We start from the raw sequence: 16,907 nt of genomic DNA on the forward strand, positions 1-16,907 counted from the left end.
GGGGGGCTGGGTTTCTTTCTGGCCTTTCGCGACCCCCCCCGCCCGGGGGCCCCCCCCCCCGCCCCGGGGGGGGGGCCGGCCCCCCCCGGCCCCCCCCCGCCGCTCCGCCGTGGCCCGGGGCCACGGTCCGCTCAGCCGAACTGCCGCTCGATCTCGGCGAGCTTCTCCTCCAGGGAGTCCAGCCGCGGGAGCGTCTGCGTGTCGTCCTCGGCGGTGAGGTCCACGGTCCGCCCGCCGGACCGCTCGGCACCGCCGGCACGGCCGGCCACGGCCTTCAGCGTGGGACGGGACCGGGGTGTGTCACCGGCGGCGGTCCCGTCATCGGCCGCCGGGCCGTCGAGTGCGGGGTTCTCGGCGGCCCGGCCCCCCGCTGCCGGCGCCCCGACCGCCTGCACCTCGATGGCCGGGGTCTCGGACTGCTGCGCTGCGGGCCGCCCGGCGTCCACGGCCGGCAGCTGACGGGCGCCGCGGCCCCACCGGTGCTGCCGGTTCAGTGCCCGTACCCGGGCCCGGTCCAGCTTCCGGTGCTCACGGCGCCGGCGCCGGGTGCGCTCCCGCTCGCGACGGTCCTCGCGTACCTCGTCGACCGCCTCGTCCAGGCTCCGTACGCCCTCCAGCAGCATCAGCGACCAGGCCGCGAAGGTCTCGCGCGGGGCGCGGAGCCAGCGCACCATTCGGATCTGCGGCAGCGGCCGCGGCACCAGGCCCTGTTCGCGCAGCGCGGCGCGGCGGGTCTGCTTCAGCGCCCGGTCGAAGAGGACGGCGGCCGACAGGGACATGCCCGCGAAGAACTGCGGGGCGCCCGCGTGGTCCAGGCCGCGGGGCGCGTGCACCCAGTTGAACCACGCGGCCGCGCCCGCGAACGTCCACACCAGTATCCGGGAGCCGAGCGCCGCGTCACCGTGGCTGGCCTCGCGCACCGCCAGTACGGAGCAGAACATCGCCGCGCCGTCCAGACCGAACGGCACCAGGTACTCCCAGCCCCCGGAGAGGTTGAGGTTCTGCCGGCCGAAGCCGACCAGGCCGTGGAAGGAGAGCGCGGCGGCCACCGCGGCGCAGCAGAAGAGGAGCAGGTAGGCCGCCGAGCCGTAGACGGCCTCCTTGCGGCGCCGGCGTTCCTCGCTGCGTTCCCAGGAGTCGTCGGCCGTCGTCTTCGCCGGCCCGCGCTTGCCGCGCAGGACCACGGCAACGGCTGCCGAGACACCGATGAGCAGCAGGGCTCCCGGGATGAGCCAGTCCAGCGATATGTCCGTCATTGCCATCTGGGACCCCTTGCATCGCGGTACGCGTTTTCGCGCGACATCCTGGCGGAGTCGGCCGGTTCCGCAGGGGTTTTCGGGGCAAGAGAACGCCAAGGAGGCGCCAGGGCCCGCCGGGAGGGGTGAACTGTTCGTACACCCTTGAGAAGGACGGCAGTTGAGTTCGATTACCGCCACTCGATCGGGTGGTGAGGGGGGAGTGGCTCGGGGTCAGGCGCTCGCGGTCAGCCGCGCGACCCGGTCCGCGTCACATGTACGCGGACAGGTGACGCAGGTGTCCTCCGGACGCACCGTGTAGAACATGCAGCAGCTCGCGCGGTCCCGCGTCGGAAGCTTCTCCCCGGCCGGCCCCGTCAGCTCGCGGAAGCCCGCGCCGCCCACGTACGGCGCCGTCGCGCCCGGCAGCAGCCGCTCGACTTCGGCCACCGCGCGCGGCTCCTCGCCGAGCAGGTGACCGAGGTACCACATGCCCTCGACGATCTCGTCCGTCGCCATGCCCCACAGGGCGCGTGGCCCGCGCCGCACGCGGGGGCGGAAGCCGTCCAGTACGGGCGCGAGGTGTTCGGCGACGGCGGACCGCACCTCGGCGCGCAGCGCCTCCTCGTCGGCGACGACCATGGCGCCCGGCAGCTCGGCCGCCGGGTCGCCGGGCAGGCACGCGAAGGAGGTGATGCGGACCGCCGCGTGACCCATCTCGCGCGGGAAGAAGACGGCCCCGGCGGGCAGCCGCGGCACCCGGCGGTGCAGGAACCACGGCATGGTGATCAGCAGGCAGGCGGGCCAGGCGTAGCGGTGCAGTCCGAAGCTGGCGACCACGTCGGGGCGCGCCTGCTTCCCGTAGTTCGTGAGCACCTGTGCGTCGTCCCAGGCCAGGAACGCGTCCAGGGCCGCGCCGCCGGCCGCCAGCTCCGCCGCGCCGGTCCAGCCCTCGCCCGTCGGGGCCGGGTCCTCCGGGCCGAGCTCGGTGATCCGCAGGCCGGGGAACACCTCGGTGAGCCGGGCATATGCGCCGGTAACGGGGGAAGGGGACGGCGGGGCGGCGAGCGCGGAAGAAGCCATGCGGGGGACCACCGAATCGCTGTCGTTGGCAGGTAAGGCTTACCTTAGCGGAAGACTCCGAGGTTTGACCTGCGACGGGGGCCGCCTATGGTGCACAAGGACATCAGGAGGTACCCCATGGAGCAGCGCGCGGCGGAGCAGCCCCCGCGGATACGCGCCCGCGTGCCCGCTCAGGGGCGCGCGGAGGCGGTGCGCGGGCGGCATCCCGCCGACGCGGACGGCGCGCAGCGGATACCGGCCACGCCTGCGCCGGACGGCCCCCGCGCGGACGCCGAGCCGGCGGCCCGTACCCACGCCGTGGCCGCGCCGCCCCCCGCCGCGACCGTGCGCAAGCCCCAGCGGCACTCCGTACGCGCGCAGGTCCTGGCGGCGCTGCGCGACTCCCTGCTCTCCGGCGAGCTGGCGCCCGGCGCCGTCTACTCGGCGCCCGCGCTCGCCGAGAGCTTCGGCGTCTCCCCCACCCCGGTCCGCGAGGCGATGCAGCAGCTCGCGGTCGAGGGCGCGGTCGAGGTGGTGCCGAACCGCGGCTTCCGGGTCGCCGAGCGCACCCCCCGCGACCTCGCCGAGCTGGCCGAGGTCCGGTCGATGCTGGAGGTGCCGGCCGTACTGCGGCTGGCCCGCGCGCTCCCGCCCGAGCGCTGGGAGGAGCTGCGTCCCGCGGCCGCCGCGACGGTCACGGCCGCGGGCCACGGTGACTGCGTGGCGTACGCGGAGGCCGACCGCGCCTTCCACCGCGCGCTCCTCGACCTGACCGGCAACCGGCAGCTGATGCTCGTCGCCGACGACCTGCACCGGCGTACGGGCTGGCCCTGCGGCGGCGCGACGGCGGGCGTCGCCGATCTCCTGGCCGACGCCGCCGACCACGTGGCCCTCCTCGACGCCCTCACGGCCCAGGACCCGGCCCTCGCCGAACGCATCCTCCGCGACCACCTCACGGGCACGCGCTTCCCGCACTGAGCCCGCGCCGTCCGGCTCGCCCGCACGGCGCCCGGCGGAGGCGGGCTATGCCGCCGTCGGCAGGTGCTCGGCGAGCCAGGTGGGCACGCCGTCCATGAGGCGGAAGAGGCGGGCGGCCTCGGCGCGGAGGCGGGGGGCCTCCTCCTCCGGCGCGGCGTCGGCGAGGGCCGCGAGTGCCGGGGCCGTGCCGATGAGGTAGCCCAGTTCCTCGCGGAGCCGCAGGGATTCGGCGAAGCCGTGCCGGGCCTCCGCCAACTCGCCGTCGCGGAGGGCGAGTCCGGCCAGGTGCCGCCAGGTGAAGGAGAGCAGCAGCGGGTCTTCGTGGGCGGTGGCGGCGGCGTGCGCGCGGCGGTAGGCGGCGCGCGCGGACTGCGGGCTGTCGGCGAGGTGCTCGGCCATGAGGCCGCGCCGGAAGTCCAGCAGGGCGCGTCCCGGCGCTGCCGGGGGCAGCAGGGCGGCGGCGCGGCCGAGTGCGGCGCGCGCCTCGTCGGCGCGGTCCCGAACGCCCAGGACCGTGGCGGCGTAGGCGAGATGGCCGCGCTCGCAGGCCGCGTCGCCGCGCTCGTCGTCGGTGGCCGCGCGGGCCTCGGCGTACCGCAGGGCGTCCTCGGCCTCGGCCCAGCCGGCGCAGGTGAACATGCAGCGCTCCACGAGAAGCGCCGCGCGGCGCAGCGCGGCGGGCGCGTGCTCCGCGGCGTGCGGTTCCAGCAGGGCGGCCGCGTCCTCCCAGCAGCCGCGGGAGCGGAGTCGCCACACGGCCCGGTCCAGTGGGCCGTCCCCGTCGGCGGCTCCCTCGGCCGTCCGTGCGGCCGGCAGTCCCGTCACCGGTGCCCCCGGCGCCGGCAGTCGTTCGACGGTCCCTTCGGAGCCGTCGGATTCCGCAGATTCCGGCATGGCGGTATCCGCCACATTGCCCTCCCCGAGCGCACCTTTGAGCCTGGACTGGAAGCAGTGGGCGAATCTCAGCACGAATTTCGGCGTGGGGCCAAGGGGCTGGGTGAATGATTTCACAATCTCCCGCCGGCCGTGTACGGAGCGGAGTTGAGCCGCTAGGAGAGCGGATCGCGGCTCTCCGGTGGGGCGTACGGGCCGGGCGGTCCGTCCTGGAATGCCGTGACCTGGCGCTTCGAGCGCCCGAGGGGCGTCGCGCGAAAGTCGCTCGAAGGAGTGACCCGGTTGCGTGCCGCCGGCCGCGCGCCGTCCGCCGCTCACCCTCCGCCTCATGATCCCGTCGCCCGGTCCCGCTGCAGGAGGCGGCGGTGGACGCCTGGCGGGGTCCGGTCCACCGGATCGGGGGGTGCGCGGCGGGCGCGGGGACGCGCGCGGGGTGACGTGCGCGTCGAGCGCCGTGCGTCACCGGAGGCGGGGGTCACTCCCAGGGGATGTTCCGCCAGGGGCTGGCCGGGTCGGTGGTCAGGATGCGGTGCGCCGTGACCATGTCCCCGTACCAGTGACCGAACTCCTCCTCATCGAACTGCAGGCAGCGGCCGAGGATGAAACCTGCCGAGAAGTCCTCCCAGGACCGGTAGGCGTTCCGGCTCGCCCGGCCGGCCCGCAGCACGGCCTGCTCCGCCTCCTGGAGGTCGCAGTAGCGCGCGCCGAGCCCCCAGCGGGCCATGCCGGAGGCGCGCCCGTAGTCCCACGCCTCGGTGGAGCGGACGAACTTCCCTTCGGGCAGCACCCCGTCCGCGCGGAACCGCGCCTCGTACCGGGCGATCCGGCCGATCAGCCGCTGCACCCCCGCGACCTGCGAGGCGACCTCCGCCTCACCGGGCGGCTCGGTCTTCGTCACGCCCTCCGGGCCGATCTTGACCTCGGCGCCCTTGGCCGCGTTGTGCCGCAGCACCCGCTCGGCCACCCCGCGCCAGTGGTCCACGCTCACGGCGCCCGCGAAGTCCAGCGCGAGGGAGCGCCGGACGGCGAGCGCGAACTCCCAGACCTCGCTGACCATGTCGGCGGCGATCAGCCGCTCCTGGGACTGCTGCCAGCCGACCCGGTCGGTGACGCCCCAGAATTCGGCGAGCTGCTTCTTCTCCGGGTAGTAGCCCCGGCCGTGGTGGGCCATGGCGTTCCACGGCCGGCCGTTCTTGACGAACAGCAGCGCCCCGCAGGCGAGCCCGTGCGCCACCGGGCCGTGCAGCGGCCCGCCCAGGTGCAGCGCGCGCAGCCTGATGGGCTCCTCCGCTGCGGAGGCGGCGGCCGCGGCGTGCCGCTGCCACAGGGCGCGGTGCTCGGGCGAGGCCGGGAAGTACGCCTCGCACGGGCTGCCGGGGTTGACGGCCAGCCACGGCGGGTCGTGCGGTTCCCAGTTGCGCGCGTACCAGTCCAGCGAGCCGGACCAGAAGACCGGGTCGGCGACGGGCGCGGGCAGCATGCCGGTGGTGAAGGCGGCCAGGCAGGGCGTCCCGGTCCGCTGGTCCCAGTACGGCTGGAAGCGCACCGTTCCCGGATGCGCGTCGGCCGCTGCCCGGGAGTCGGCGATGTAGAGCTCGGTACGGGCGAGCACGTCGAAGTACGCGGACCAGTCCCCGCGCGCCTTCGCGTCGTACAGCTGCTGCTCGACCTCGCTGGGCGCCTGCCAGTCCGGTGCCGCCGCTTCCGCCGGCCCCGGCTCGGCGGCCGCCTCCGGCCCGTCCGTCATCGCCATGGGAAAACCTTATCGAGCCGTGATCACGGGGTGTGCGGGGCCCGGCACGCGGCCCCGGCGCCACCCCGCGCCCACGTCCTCCGCGGGACCGCGCACGCTCGCCGCCGGGCAGGTCACGCCCTCCGCAGGACCGCGCACGCTCGCCGCCGGGCAGGACAGGCCCACCGCGGGGCCGGTCCTCACGTCATCCGCAGGGCCAGGAAGAAGTCCAGCTTGTCCTCCAGGCGGGACAGGTCGCGGCCGGTGAGCTGCTCGATGCGGCCGACGCGGTAGCGGAGGGTGTTGACGTGCAGGTGGAGGCGGCCGGCGCAGCGGGTCCAGGAGCCGTCGCTGTCCAGGAACGCCTCCAGGGTGGGGATCAGCTCGGCACGGTGCCGCCGGTCGTAGTCCCGGAGCGGGTCCAGCAGCCGGGCGGTGAAGGCCCGGCGCACGTCGTCGGGGACGAAGGGCAGCAGCAGGACGTGCGAGGCCAGCTCCTCGTGGCCGGCGGCGCACACCGCGCCGGGCCGGGCCGCCGCGACCCGGCGGGCGTGCCGGGCCTCCTCCAGCGCGCCGCGCAGGCCCTCCGCCGAGTGGACGGCGGCGCTCACGCCGAGGGTGAGCCGGCCGTCGTCGGCCAGCCCCCGGGAGAGCGGCTCCTGGACCGCGGCGAGCAGCGCGCCGGCGTGCAGCCCCTCGGCCTTGGTGTCGGAGTCGTCGTCGTGCAGGGCGGGCAGCGGTACCAGCGCGACCGCCTCGTCCCCGGTGTGCGCCACGGCGATCCGGTCGGCCGGGTCGGGCCCCGCGGCGCCGGGGTCGACCAGGACCTCTTCCAGGAGGGACTGGGCGACCGGGCCGCCGGGGAGGTCGCCGCCCTCCCACTCCACGCGGGCGACCACGACCTGCCAGTGCGGCGCGGTGCCGAGGCCCGGCAGCAGCACGGGCGCGGCGACCCGCAGCCGGGCGGCGATCTCGGCGGGCGGCGCACCCGTCTGGACCAGCTCCAGGACCTCCTGGGCGAGCCGGCGGCGCACCGTACGGGCCGCGTCGCGCCGGTCCCGCTCGACGGCGATCAGCTGGGTGACGCCGTGCAGCAGGTCCAGCCGCTCCGCCGGCCAGTCGCCGGCGTCCGCCTCGACCGCCAGCAGCCAGTCCGAGAGCAGTGTCTCGCGCAGGTCGCGGCCGCCGCTGCGGATCGGGAAGAGGGAGTACGTGGTGTTGCCGAGCAGGACCCGGTGCGGGCTGCGGCGCCCGCTGCGGGCCGCCGCCAGGTGCTCGCCCGCCAGCCGTGCGCCGTCCGCCGTTCCGGTGGTCTCGCCCGCGTCCGCCGGCTCGCCCCCGGGCGTCGCGCCCGCGATCCGCCGTCCGGTGGGGGAGAGGACCCAGGCGCGCAGGTCGAGGTCGGAGCCGAGGAGGTCGAGGACGACCTCGGGGCCGCCGCCCGCCGGGCCCGAGGTCATCAGGCGGCGGTGCCGGTCCACGACGGCGGCCAGGTCGCCGGCGCGCTCACCGGAGACCTGCCGTACGACGTACTCGGTGATCGAGGCGAAGGAGACCGCCTCGGAGACGGAGAACAGCGGCAGGCGGTGGCGCACGCAGGCGAGCACCAGGTCCTCGGGGACGGAGCCCAGCTCCGCCTCGCCGGCCGCCAGCCCGGCCACCCCGGCCGTGGCAAGGATCCGGACGAAATTCTCCGAGTCCTCGGGCTCCCGCCGCCAGGCCAGGCCGGAGAGGACCAGCTCACCCCCGGAGAGGTAGCGGCTGGGATCCCGCAGGTCGGTGGTCATCACCCCCCGTACCGTGCGGTCCAGCTCGTCCTCGCCCCCGAGAAGCCGCAGGCCAAGGGAGTCGGTGTCCAGAAGTGCGCGGAGCCGCATGACCTCGCCCGCCGATCTTTCCGTCTCGTGTTGCCGGTGGAATACCGCGAGGTTGCCGGGCCCCGCTTTTCGTTCGAATCTACAAGACGGGTGCCCTGGCCAGCCAACCGCTTCATGGTTTCGGTGACTGCACCGGGCGGGCGCTGGGCGCGTGTACTGGGTCACATCGCGTGAACGACATATGAACAACCCGAGAGACGGCGGCCGGATGGCTTCGGCGGCGGCCCCGTCACCGTAGGGCCCGTTGACACCGCCGACCGTAGTGGTTACGGCACGAATTTCCGAGAAGAGAGCCACACATGGACTTCCTTCGCCCCGCCAGCTGGGAGGAGGCGCTCGCCGCTAAGGCCGAGCACCCCACCGCTGTGCCGATCGCGGGCGGCACGGACGTGATGGTCGAGATCAACTTCGACCACCGCCGCCCCGAATACCTGATGGATCTGAACCGCATCGGTGATCTGCGGGAGTGGGAGACCGGAGCGGACACCGTACGGCTCGGCGCTTCGGTGCCGTACACCCGGATCATGGAGAACCTGCGCACCGAGCTGCCGGGCCTGGCGCTCGCCTCGCACACCGTCGCCTCCCCGCAGATCCGCAACCGCGGCGGCGTCGGCGGCAACCTCGGCACCGCCTCCCCGGCCGGCGACGCGCACCCCGCGCTGCTCGCCTCGGGCGGCGAGGTCGAGGTGGAGTCGGCGGCCCGCGGCGTGCGCATGATCCCCATCGACGAGTTCTACGTCGGCGTCAAGCGCAACGCCATGGAGCAGGACGAGCTGATCCGCGCCGTCCACCTGCCCAAGGCCACCGGGGCCCAGCAGTTCTCCAAGGTCGGTACGCGCAACGCCATGGTCATCGCGGTGTGCGCGTTCGGTATCGCGCTGCACCCGGAGACGAGGACGGTACGGACCGGCATCGGTTCGGCCGCGCCCACCCCGGTACGTGCCAAGGAGGCCGAGACCTTCCTGGCGGCGGCGCTGGAGGAGGCCGGTCTCTGGGAGTCCGGCGCACCGGTCCCGGTGTCCGTCGCGAAGCAGTTCGCGCAGCTGGCGACGGGTGCCTGCAACCCGATCGACGACGTGCGCGGCAGCGCGAAGTACCGCCGGCACGCGGTCGGTGTGATGGCCCGCCGCACGCTCGGCTGGGTGTGGGAGTCCTACCGCGGCAACGGCCGCACTGCACAAGGAGGCGCACAGTGCGCGTGAAGTTCACCGTCAACGGCCGCGAGCAGACGGCCGACGACGTCTGGGAAGGCGAGAGCCTGCTGTACGTGCTCCGCGAGCGGATGGGCCTGCCGGGTTCGAAGAACGCCTGCGAGCAGGGCGAGTGCGGCTCCTGCACGGTCCGGCTGGACGACGTGCCGGTGTGTTCCTGCCTGGTCGCCGCCGGGCAGGTCGAGGGCCGCGACGTGGTCACCGTCGAGGGCCTTGCCGACTTCGCCCAGCAGCGCGCCGAGCGCACGGGCTGCGGCACGGGTGCCTGCGGCGGGGCCAAGGGCACCACGCTGGACGAGGCCAAGGGCTGGGCCGCCAAGCCCGCCGGTCCGGGCGACGGCCGGACGGGTGAGCAGGCACGGCTCTCGCCCATCCAGCAGGCATTCATCGACGCGGGCGCCGTCCAGTGCGGCTTCTGCACGCCGGGCCTGCTGGTCGCCGCCGACGAGCTGCTGGAGCGCAACACCCAGCCGTCCGACGCCGACATCCGCGAGGCGCTGTCCGGCAACCTGTGCCGCTGCACGGGCTACGAGAAGATCCTCGACGCGGTCCGCCTCGCGGCCGCCCGCGGCGAGAACGAGACCGCAGGAACGGGGGCCTGACCATGGCCGGAGTCACCCGGACACCCACCAATCTCACCCAGGGCAGCAAGACGCCGGCCGGTATCGGGGCCTCCACGCTGCGCCCGGACGGCACGCTGAAGGTGACCGGCGAGTTCGCGTACTCCTCGGACATGTGGCACGAGGACATGCTGTGGGGCTTCACGCTGCGCAGCACCGTCGCGCACGCCGAGATCCGCTCCATCGACACCTCCGAGGCGCTCGCCCAGCCCGGTGTCTACGCGGTCCTCACCTACGACGACCTGCCCACCGCGGTGAAGAACTACGGCCTGGAGATCCAGGACACGCCCGTACTGGCCCACGGCCGGGTGCGGCACCACGGCGAGCCGGTCGCGCTGGTCGCGGCCGACCACCCGGAGACCGCGCGGCGGGCCGCCGCCAAGATCAAGATCGACTACGCGGAGCTGCCGGTCGTCACCGACGAGGCCTCGGCCCTCGCCGAGGACGCCCCGCTGCTCCACCCGGGCCGCAACGACCACCACGCGGGCCACGTACCGCACCCGAACATCGTCCACCGCCAGCCGATCATCCGCGGCGACGCGGACGAGGCCGCCAAGCGCGCGGACGTGATCGTCACCGGCGAGTACGACTTCGGCATGCAGGACCAGGCGTTCCTCGGCCCGGAGTCCGGCCTCGCGGTGCCGGCCGAGGACGGCGGCGTCGACCTGTACGTCGCGACCCAGTGGCTCCACTCGGACCTGCGCCAGATCGCGCCGGTGCTCGGCCTGCCGCCCGAGAAGGTACGCATGACGCTCTCCGGCGTCGGCGGTGCCTTCGGCGGCCGCGAGGACCTGTCGATGCAGATCCACGGCTGCCTGCTGGCGCTCCACACCGGCAAGCCCGTCAAGATCGTCTACAACCGGTTCGAGTCCTTCTTCGGGCACGTCCACCGGCACCCCGCCAAGCTCTGGTACGAGCACGGCGCCACCAAGGACGGCAAGCTCACCCACCTGAAGTGCCGCATCGTGCTGGACGGCGGCGCGTACGCTTCGGCCTCCCCGGCCGTGGTCGGCAACGCCTCCTCGCTCGCCGTCGGCCCGTACGTCGTCGACGACGTGAACATCGAGGCCGTCGCGCTGTACACGAACAACCCCCCGTGCGGCGCCATGCGCGGCTTCGGCGCGGTCCAGGCGTGCTTCGCCTACGAGGCACAGATGGACAAGCTGGCCAAGGCGCTGGACATGGACCCCGTCGAGCTGCGGCAGCGCAACGCCATGGAGCAGGGCACGCTCCTGCCGACCGGGCAGCCGGTCGACTCGCCCGCGCCGGTCGCCGAGCTGCTGCGCCGCGTGAAGGCCATGCCGCTGCCGCCGGAGAACCAGTGGGAGACCACCGAGGGCGCCGATGTCCGCGCGCTGCCGGGCGGTCTGTCCAACACCACCCACGGCGAGGGCGTCGTCCGCGGCATCGGCTACGCGGTCGGCATCAAGAACGTCGGGTTCTCCGAGGGCTTCGACGACTACTCCACCGCGAAGGTGCGGATGGAGGTCATCAACGGCGAACCGGTCGCGACCGTGCACACCGCGATGGCCGAGGTCGGCCAGGGCGGCATCACCGTGCACGCGCAGATCGCCCGTACCGAGCTGGGCGTCCAGCAGGTCACCATCAACCCGGCCGACACCCAGGTCGGCTCCGCCGGCTCCACCTCCGCCTCCCGGCAGACCTACGTCACCGGCGGCGCGGTGAAGAACAGCTGCGAGGCCGTGCGCGAGCAGGTCCTGCAGAAGGGCCGGATCAAGTTCGGCTCGTACCACCCGGCGTGGGCCACCGCCGAGCTGCTCCTGGAGGGCGGCAAGGTCGTCACCGACGGCGGCGAGGTGCTCGCCGACATCGCGGACGTGCTGGGCGAGGAGGCCGTGGAGGTCGAGCTGGAGTGGCGGCACCGCCCCACCGAGGCGTTCGACCTGGAGACCGGCCAGGGCTTCGGCCACGTGCAGTACTCCTTCGCGGCGCACCGCGCGGTCGTCGAGGTCGACACCGAGCTCGGCCTGGTCAAGGTCATCGAGCTGGCCTGCGCGCAGGACGTCGGCAAGGCGCTCAACCCGCTGTCCGTCGTCGGCCAGATCCAGGGTGGCACCACCCAGGGCCTGGGCGTGGCGGTCATGGAGGAGATCGTCGTCGACCCCAAGACCGCGAAGGTCCGCAACCCCTCGTTCACCGACTACCTGATCCCCACCATTCTGGACACGCCCACCATCCCGGTGGACGTCCTCGAACTTGCCGATGAACACGCTCCCTACGGGCTGCGCGGCATCGGTGAGGCGCCGACCCTGTCGTCGACCCCGGCTGTCCTCTCCGCCATCCGGGCGGCGACAGGTCTGGCGCTCACGAAAACGCCGGTGCGGCCCGAACACCTCACCGGCACCTGACACTCCGGGCGGTACGGACGGTTTGGGGTGTCCTGTCCGTCCTCCCGCGGTTCGTACCGCCCGGAGTTTCCCCCACATCAGCGGCGGCTCCTAGGATCCCTCCGGCGCCGCATTGGCTGAAAAACGTTCGTCTCGGGCCGTCCCCCGGGTCGTGCGGCCCGCTCCATCCCAAATCTCACACTTCCCCCCTTGTGAGTGCCCCTATGAACCTTGGGAGATAGGCACCATGACCCAGCCCACCATCGAGCCGACCACGGCGGAGGAAGCAGGCGCGGGTTCGCGCCAGCCCGCCGGCCGGTCGTGGCTCGACCGCTACTTCCACATATCCGAGCGCGGCTCCACCCTCGGCCGGGAGCTGCGCGGCGGCATCACCACCTTCATGGCGATGGCGTACATCCTCCTGCTCAACCCCGTCCTGCTCAGCGGCAAGGACGCGGTGGGCGGCACACTCCAGCCGGGCGCCGTGATCACGGCGACCGCGTTCGCGGCCGCGGTCGCGACGCTGCTCATGGGCGTCGTCGGCAAGGTGCCGCTGGCGCTCGCCGCCGGCCTGAGCGTCTCGGGCGTGCTCGGCACCCAGGTGATCAGTGACATGTCGTGGCCGCAGGCCATGGGCATGTGCGTGATCTACGGTGTCGTGATCATGCTCCTGGTGATCAGCGGGCTCCGCGAGAAGATCATGAACGCGATCCCGCTCGGCCTCAAGCACGCCATCACCATCGGCATCGGGCTCTTCGTCACCATGATCGGCCTGGTCAAGGCCGGGTTCGTCGGCATCGGCAACGCCTCGGCGCCGGTCACCCTCGGCGTCCACGGCCACCTGTCCGGCTGGCCCGTCCTGGCCTTCTGCCTCACCCTCGTCGTCATCTTCATGCTGCTGGCCCGGAACATCCCCGGCGCGATCCTGATCGGCATCGCCGTCGGCACGGTCTTCTCGCTCATCGTCACCGCGGCCTTCGGGCTGGGCGACAAGCAGTGGGGCCTGGCCACGCCGTCGCTGCCGGACACCGTGGTCGCGTCGCCGGACTTCAGCCTGTTCGGCAAGATCGAGTTCGGCGGCTTCGCCGAGCTCGGGGCCACCACCGTGGCGATGGTCGTCTTCACCCTGGTCCTGGCCGGCTTCTTCGACGCCATGGCCACGATCATCGCCGTCGGCCAGGAGGCCAAGCTCGCCGACCACCTCGGCCGGATGCCGGGGCTGAACAAGGCGCTGCTCATCGACGGTGCGGGCGGTGCGATCGGCGGCGTCTCCGGCGCCTCCGGCCAGACCGTCTTCATCGAGTCCGCCAGTGGCGTCGGCGAGGGCGCCCGTACCGGTCTGTCGGCCACCGTCACCGGCCTGCTCTTCGGTGCGGCACTGCTCTTCACCCCACTGGCGGAGATCGTGCCCGCCCAGGTCGCGTCCGCCGCGCTGGTCGTCATCGGCTCGATGATGATGCAGAACGCACGGCACGTGGACTGGCGCGACCGGTCCGTGGCCATCCCGGTCTTCCTGACCGTGGTGATCATGCCGTTCACCTACTCGATCGTGAACGGTGTGGCCGTCGGGATCATCTCGTACTGCGCGATCAAGCTCGCGCAGGGCAAGTGGCGCGAGCCGGGCCCGCTGATGTGGGTCCTGGCGCTGGTCTTCATCGCCAACTTCGCCTTCAACGACATCGGGTAGGGGAGACCCGCCCGAGCCGGGCACGGTGCCCGGGCGGAGGCCGCATCGGCCCTCCGCGCAATCGCAGACAAGGAGCTGGACATGCTGGACATCGCCGACGAGCTGAACCGGTGGGTCGAGCAGGGGCGCGACTTCGCCGTGGCCACCGTGGTGGGCGTCGGCGGCAGCGCGCCCCGGCAACCGGGCGCCGCGCTCGCCGTCGACCGCGACGGCACGGCGATCGGGTCCGTCTCCGGCGGTTGCGTGGAGGGCGCGGTGTACGAGCTGTGCCAACAGGCCCTGGAGACCGGTGAGCCGGTACTGGAGCAGTTCGGCTACAGCGACGAGGACGCCTTCGCGGTCGGCCTGACCTGCGGCGGCATCATCGACATCCTCGTCACCCCGGTACGCGCGAGCGCCCCGGAGCCATCGCAGGGGCCGGACGACCCCTCGGCCCCGGTGGACAGCACCTCCAGGACGCTCGCGGCCGCGGTGGCCGCCGCCGTCTCTGCCGAGGCGGCGGCCCTCGCGCGCATCGTCTCCGGCCCGGCCGACCTCCTCGGCCGCGCCCTGCTCGTCCGCGCCGACGGCAGCCGCACCGGCAGCCTCGGCGGCCACCCGGAGCTGGACCGCACCGCGCTCCAGGAGACCCGCGCCCTGCTGGACGCGGGCCGCACCACCACCGTGGAGATCGGCGCCGACGGCAGCAGGTGCGGCGTCCCGCTGACCCTGCTCGTCGAATCGTCCGTGCCGGCCCCGCGGATGCTCGTCTTCGGCGCCATCGACTTCGCCGCCGCCCTGGTCCGGGCCGGGAAATTCCTCGGCTACCGGGTCACGGTCTGCGACGCCCGGCCCGTCTTCGCCACGCAGGCGCGCTTCCCCGACGCCGACGAGATCGTGGTCGACTGGCCGCACCGCTACCTGGACTCCCAGGAGCTGGACCCCCGTGCGGTGCTCTGTGTCCTTACTCACGACGCCAAGTTCGACGTCCCGCTGCTGGAGCGGGCCCTGCGGCTCCCCGTCGCCTACGTCGGTGCCATGGGCTCCCGCCGCACCCACCTGGACCGGCTGCGCCGCCTGCGCGAGGCCGGCCTCTCCGACCTGGAGCTGAACCGGCTCCGCTCGCCGATCGGCCTCGACCTCGGTGCCCGTACGCCCGAGGAGACCGCCCTGTCGATCGCCGCCGAGATCGTCGCCGCCCGCCGCGGCGGTACGGGCACGCCGCTCACCGGCGCACATACCCCGATCCATCACGACACATCGGTCACCGCACGCCGTATCGGGTCCGTTGCCTGAGACAGCGGGTACTGCTCCCGGTAGGCGGACGATAAGATCGGCGGCCGGCCGTCCGCGCCATTCGTGGGCGGCTGTCGCCATGTCCGAGAACGAAGGAACACTGCACGATGAACTCGCCGGACAGACCGCTCACCCCGATCTACGATCAGCTCATCACCGAGCAGGGTGACGTCGCCACCGAGGCGCGCGAGTACGCCGAGAAGACCGAGCGGGAAGCCAACGAGGTCCTGGACTTCGGGATGCCTGCGCCGTCGGCGCAGTAGCGGCCCGCCTCAGCCGTCCCCCGGCACCCGCAGCGCCAGCAGCGCCACGTCGTCCTCGTTCGCGGCGTACAGGGCGCGGCTGATGAGCTGGTCGCAGAAGTCGTCCAGCGAGCGGTCGGCCAGCGCGGCGGCGAAGCCGGCCAACTGGTCCAGGCCCTCGCTCAGCGGCAGGCCGCGCGCCTCGATCAGCCCGTCGGTGTAGAGCACGACCGTGCTCCGCGGCGGGAGCACCTGCAGGAAGTCGGTGCGTCCCGGCGACAGCTCCGTACCGAGCACCAGGTCGGCGGCGTCCTGCTCCAGGAAGCGCACCCGGCCGTCGTCGTGCACCAGCAGCGGCGGCGGATGCCCGGCGTTGGTCCAGCGCAGCCGCCAGTCGCCGTCCCGCTCGACCTGCGCCAGGATCATGGTCGCCAGCTGGACCTCGCTGATGTGCACCAGCGCCCGGTCCAGCCGGTCGACGGTGACCGACGGCGCCTCGGTGTGCTCCCAGGCGAACGCCCGCAGCATGTTGCGCACCTGGGCCATGCAGGCGGCCGCCTGCAGGTCGTGGCCCACCACGTCCCCGATGACCAGCGCCGTCTTCCCGTCCGGCAGCCCGAAGACGTCGTACCAGTCGCCGCCGACCCGGGAGGCGTGCGGCGCCGGGTGGTAGCGCACCGTCATCTCCAGGCCCTCGATGCGGGGGAGCGGCGGCAGCAGGTGACGCTGCATGGTCTCCGCGACCCGCCGCTGCCGCTCGTACAGCTGCGCGTTGTCCACGGCGAGCCCGGCCCGGCGGGCGATGTCGTCGACCAGCGCCAGCTCCGCCGCGTCGAACGGCTTCTCCTGGTCCGTACGGACCAGGGTCAGCGCGCCGAGCACCTTGCCCGGGCCGCGCAGCGGCGCGATCACCGCGGAGCGCATGCCGATCGCCCGGAACATCTCGCGCTGCTGGACGGCGATCCCGGAGTCCGGCGGCCCCTCGTAGACCTCCGGCGAGACGATCCGCGGCGCGGCCCCGCGCAGCACGCTGGACAGCGGCATCCGCGAGGTCTCCAGCACCGGCGGCATCGGACCGGCCAGCTCGTCCACCCGTACGTGCTGCCCGTTCACGTGGTGCACGACGGCGACCCGGCGCAGCGAGTTCCGCTCCTCCAGCAGATCCACCACCGCCCAGTCCGCCAATCGGGGCACGACCAGCCGTACGAGCCGCTTCAGCGATTCGTCCAGGTCCAGGGTGGAGGTCAGCACGGCGGTGGTCTCGGCGACCATGGTCAGCCGGTCCGCGAGGTCGGTGAGGGCCGCGACGTTCGCCGCGTCGGCGGGCTCGCGCTCCTCCTCGGGCGGCCGCCGGAAGAAGAGGACGACGGCGCCGGCCGGTGCGCCGTCCACCTCGTACGGCACGGACAGCCCGCCGACGCAGATCTGCTCGCCGTCCCCGCGCGCGAACCACTGGCAGCCGTCCAGGGCCACGGTCTCGCCGGCCAGGAACGCCTGGAGCAGCGGGCAGTTCGGGCGCGGCAGCCGGGTGCCGTCGGCATTGCGGTGCAGCAGCTCGTGCGGATCGCCGCCCACCAGCTCGGCGGCCGGCCGGCCCAGCAGCTCCTCGGCCCGGGCGTTGACGTAGGAGATCCGCCCGAAGCCGTCCTGGACGTAGATCCCGGCCGCCAGCCCCGCCGGCAGCACGGGCTCTCCCTCGCTCCCGGTCGCGGGTCCTGACACGGGCCGCCCTCCTCACTGACGTCA

The 16,907-nt window shown here is 73.6% G+C and carries 13 protein-coding genes; 7 read left to right on the forward strand and 6 right to left on the reverse strand.

Annotated elements, in window-relative coordinates; all coding sequences use genetic code 11:
- Positions 1-131: 131 nt before the first annotated feature.
- Complete coding sequence (locus tag ACZ6WH_RS36680) at positions 132-1,262, reverse strand: DUF2637 domain-containing protein (protein ID WP_469734159.1); 1,131 nt, start codon at positions 1,260-1,262, stop codon at positions 132-134.
- 207 nt (positions 1,263-1,469) lie between these two features.
- Complete coding sequence (locus ACZ6WH_RS36685) at positions 1,470-2,318, reverse strand: (2Fe-2S)-binding protein (RefSeq protein WP_469734161.1); 849 nt, start codon at positions 2,316-2,318, stop codon at positions 1,470-1,472.
- A gap of 117 nt (positions 2,319-2,435) precedes the next feature.
- Between ACZ6WH_RS36685 and ACZ6WH_RS36690 the strand changes: the two genes are divergently transcribed.
- Positions 2,436-3,275: a GntR family transcriptional regulator gene (locus tag ACZ6WH_RS36690; protein WP_469734163.1), complete on the forward strand. Its 840-nt coding sequence runs from the start codon at positions 2,436-2,438 to the stop codon at positions 3,273-3,275.
- 45 nt (positions 3,276-3,320) lie between these two features.
- Here ACZ6WH_RS36690 and ACZ6WH_RS36695 read toward each other — a convergent pair whose 3' ends face one another.
- From ACZ6WH_RS36695 to ACZ6WH_RS36705, 3 genes are all read right to left on the reverse strand, one after another.
- Positions 3,321-4,169 (reverse strand): hypothetical protein, encoded by an 849-nt coding sequence (locus tag ACZ6WH_RS36695; protein WP_469734165.1) that lies wholly within the window; start codon positions 4,167-4,169, stop codon positions 3,321-3,323.
- Positions 4,170-4,644: 475 nt separating this feature from the next.
- The gene (locus ACZ6WH_RS36700) at positions 4,645-5,922 is read right to left on the reverse strand and encodes a DUF1266 domain-containing protein (protein ID WP_469734168.1); all 1,278 of its coding nucleotides are present in this window, start codon (positions 5,920-5,922) and stop codon (positions 4,645-4,647) included.
- Between the two features lie 179 nt (positions 5,923-6,101).
- Positions 6,102-7,778, reverse strand: coding sequence for a PucR family transcriptional regulator (locus tag ACZ6WH_RS36705; RefSeq protein WP_469734170.1), 1,677 nt, complete (start codon positions 7,776-7,778; stop codon positions 6,102-6,104).
- Between the two features lie 299 nt (positions 7,779-8,077).
- Here ACZ6WH_RS36705 and ACZ6WH_RS36710 point away from each other — a divergent pair, with 299 nt between their 5' ends.
- The 6 genes from ACZ6WH_RS36710 (at position 8,078) to ACZ6WH_RS36735 (ending at position 15,182) form a co-directional block, all read left to right on the forward strand.
- The gene (locus ACZ6WH_RS36710) at positions 8,078-8,980 is read left to right on the forward strand and encodes an FAD binding domain-containing protein (RefSeq protein WP_469734172.1); all 903 of its coding nucleotides are present in this window, start codon (positions 8,078-8,080) and stop codon (positions 8,978-8,980) included.
- On the forward strand, positions 8,971-9,591 hold the full coding sequence (locus ACZ6WH_RS36715; RefSeq protein WP_469734174.1) for a (2Fe-2S)-binding protein: 621 nt from the start codon (positions 8,971-8,973) through the stop codon (positions 9,589-9,591). Before ACZ6WH_RS36710 ends, ACZ6WH_RS36715 begins: the two co-directional genes overlap by 10 nt.
- Positions 9,592-9,593: 2 nt before the next feature.
- Entirely contained in the window at positions 9,594-11,978 is a 2,385-nt protein-coding gene (locus ACZ6WH_RS36720) for a xanthine dehydrogenase family protein molybdopterin-binding subunit (protein WP_469734177.1), read from the forward strand.
- A 226-nt stretch (positions 11,979-12,204) separates the two neighbouring features.
- Positions 12,205-13,644: an NCS2 family permease gene (locus ACZ6WH_RS36725; RefSeq protein ID WP_469734179.1), complete on the forward strand. Its 1,440-nt coding sequence runs from the start codon at positions 12,205-12,207 to the stop codon at positions 13,642-13,644.
- 81 nt (positions 13,645-13,725) lie between these two features.
- The gene (locus tag ACZ6WH_RS36730; protein ID WP_469734181.1) at positions 13,726-14,919 is read left to right on the forward strand and encodes an XdhC family protein; all 1,194 of its coding nucleotides are present in this window, start codon (positions 13,726-13,728) and stop codon (positions 14,917-14,919) included.
- A gap of 107 nt (positions 14,920-15,026) precedes the next feature.
- Entirely contained in the window at positions 15,027-15,182 is a 156-nt protein-coding gene (locus ACZ6WH_RS36735) for a hypothetical protein (protein ID WP_399719149.1), read from the forward strand.
- Between the two features lie 9 nt (positions 15,183-15,191).
- On the opposite strand, the gene ACZ6WH_RS36740 is transcribed toward ACZ6WH_RS36735, so the two are convergent.
- Positions 15,192-16,883 carry a SpoIIE family protein phosphatase gene (locus ACZ6WH_RS36740; RefSeq protein ID WP_469734183.1) on the reverse strand — a complete coding sequence of 564 codons (1,692 nt, stop codon included), beginning with the start codon at positions 16,881-16,883 and terminating at the stop codon, positions 15,192-15,194.
- Between the last annotated feature and the right edge of the window lie 24 nt (positions 16,884-16,907).

The sequence above is a fragment of the Streptomyces sp. NPDC050806 genome, assembly GCF_055586425.1.

Coding starts and splice junctions, on each gene's coding strand:
- ACZ6WH_RS36680 (WP_469734159.1), bottom strand. CDS start 1,262: ATGGCAATGACGGACATATCGCTGGACTGGCTCATCCCGGGAGCCCTG.
- ACZ6WH_RS36685 (WP_469734161.1), bottom strand. CDS start 2,318: ATGGCTTCTTCCGCGCTCGCCGCCCCGCCGTCCCCTTCCCCCGTTACC.
- ACZ6WH_RS36690 (WP_469734163.1), top strand. CDS start 2,436: ATGGAGCAGCGCGCGGCGGAGCAGCCCCCGCGGATACGCGCCCGCGTG.
- ACZ6WH_RS36725 (WP_469734179.1), top strand. CDS start 12,205: ATGACCCAGCCCACCATCGAGCCGACCACGGCGGAGGAAGCAGGCGCG.
- ACZ6WH_RS36700 (WP_469734168.1), bottom strand. CDS start 5,922: ATGGCGATGACGGACGGGCCGGAGGCGGCCGCCGAGCCGGGGCCGGCG.
- ACZ6WH_RS36735 (WP_399719149.1), top strand. CDS start 15,027: ATGAACTCGCCGGACAGACCGCTCACCCCGATCTACGATCAGCTCATC.
- ACZ6WH_RS36710 (WP_469734172.1), top strand. CDS start 8,078: ATGGACTTCCTTCGCCCCGCCAGCTGGGAGGAGGCGCTCGCCGCTAAG.
- ACZ6WH_RS36695 (WP_469734165.1), bottom strand. CDS start 4,169: ATGCCGGAATCTGCGGAATCCGACGGCTCCGAAGGGACCGTCGAACGA.
- ACZ6WH_RS36705 (WP_469734170.1), bottom strand. CDS start 7,778: ATGCGGCTCCGCGCACTTCTGGACACCGACTCCCTTGGCCTGCGGCTT.
- ACZ6WH_RS36720 (WP_469734177.1), top strand. CDS start 9,594: ATGGCCGGAGTCACCCGGACACCCACCAATCTCACCCAGGGCAGCAAG.
- ACZ6WH_RS36730 (WP_469734181.1), top strand. CDS start 13,726: ATGCTGGACATCGCCGACGAGCTGAACCGGTGGGTCGAGCAGGGGCGC.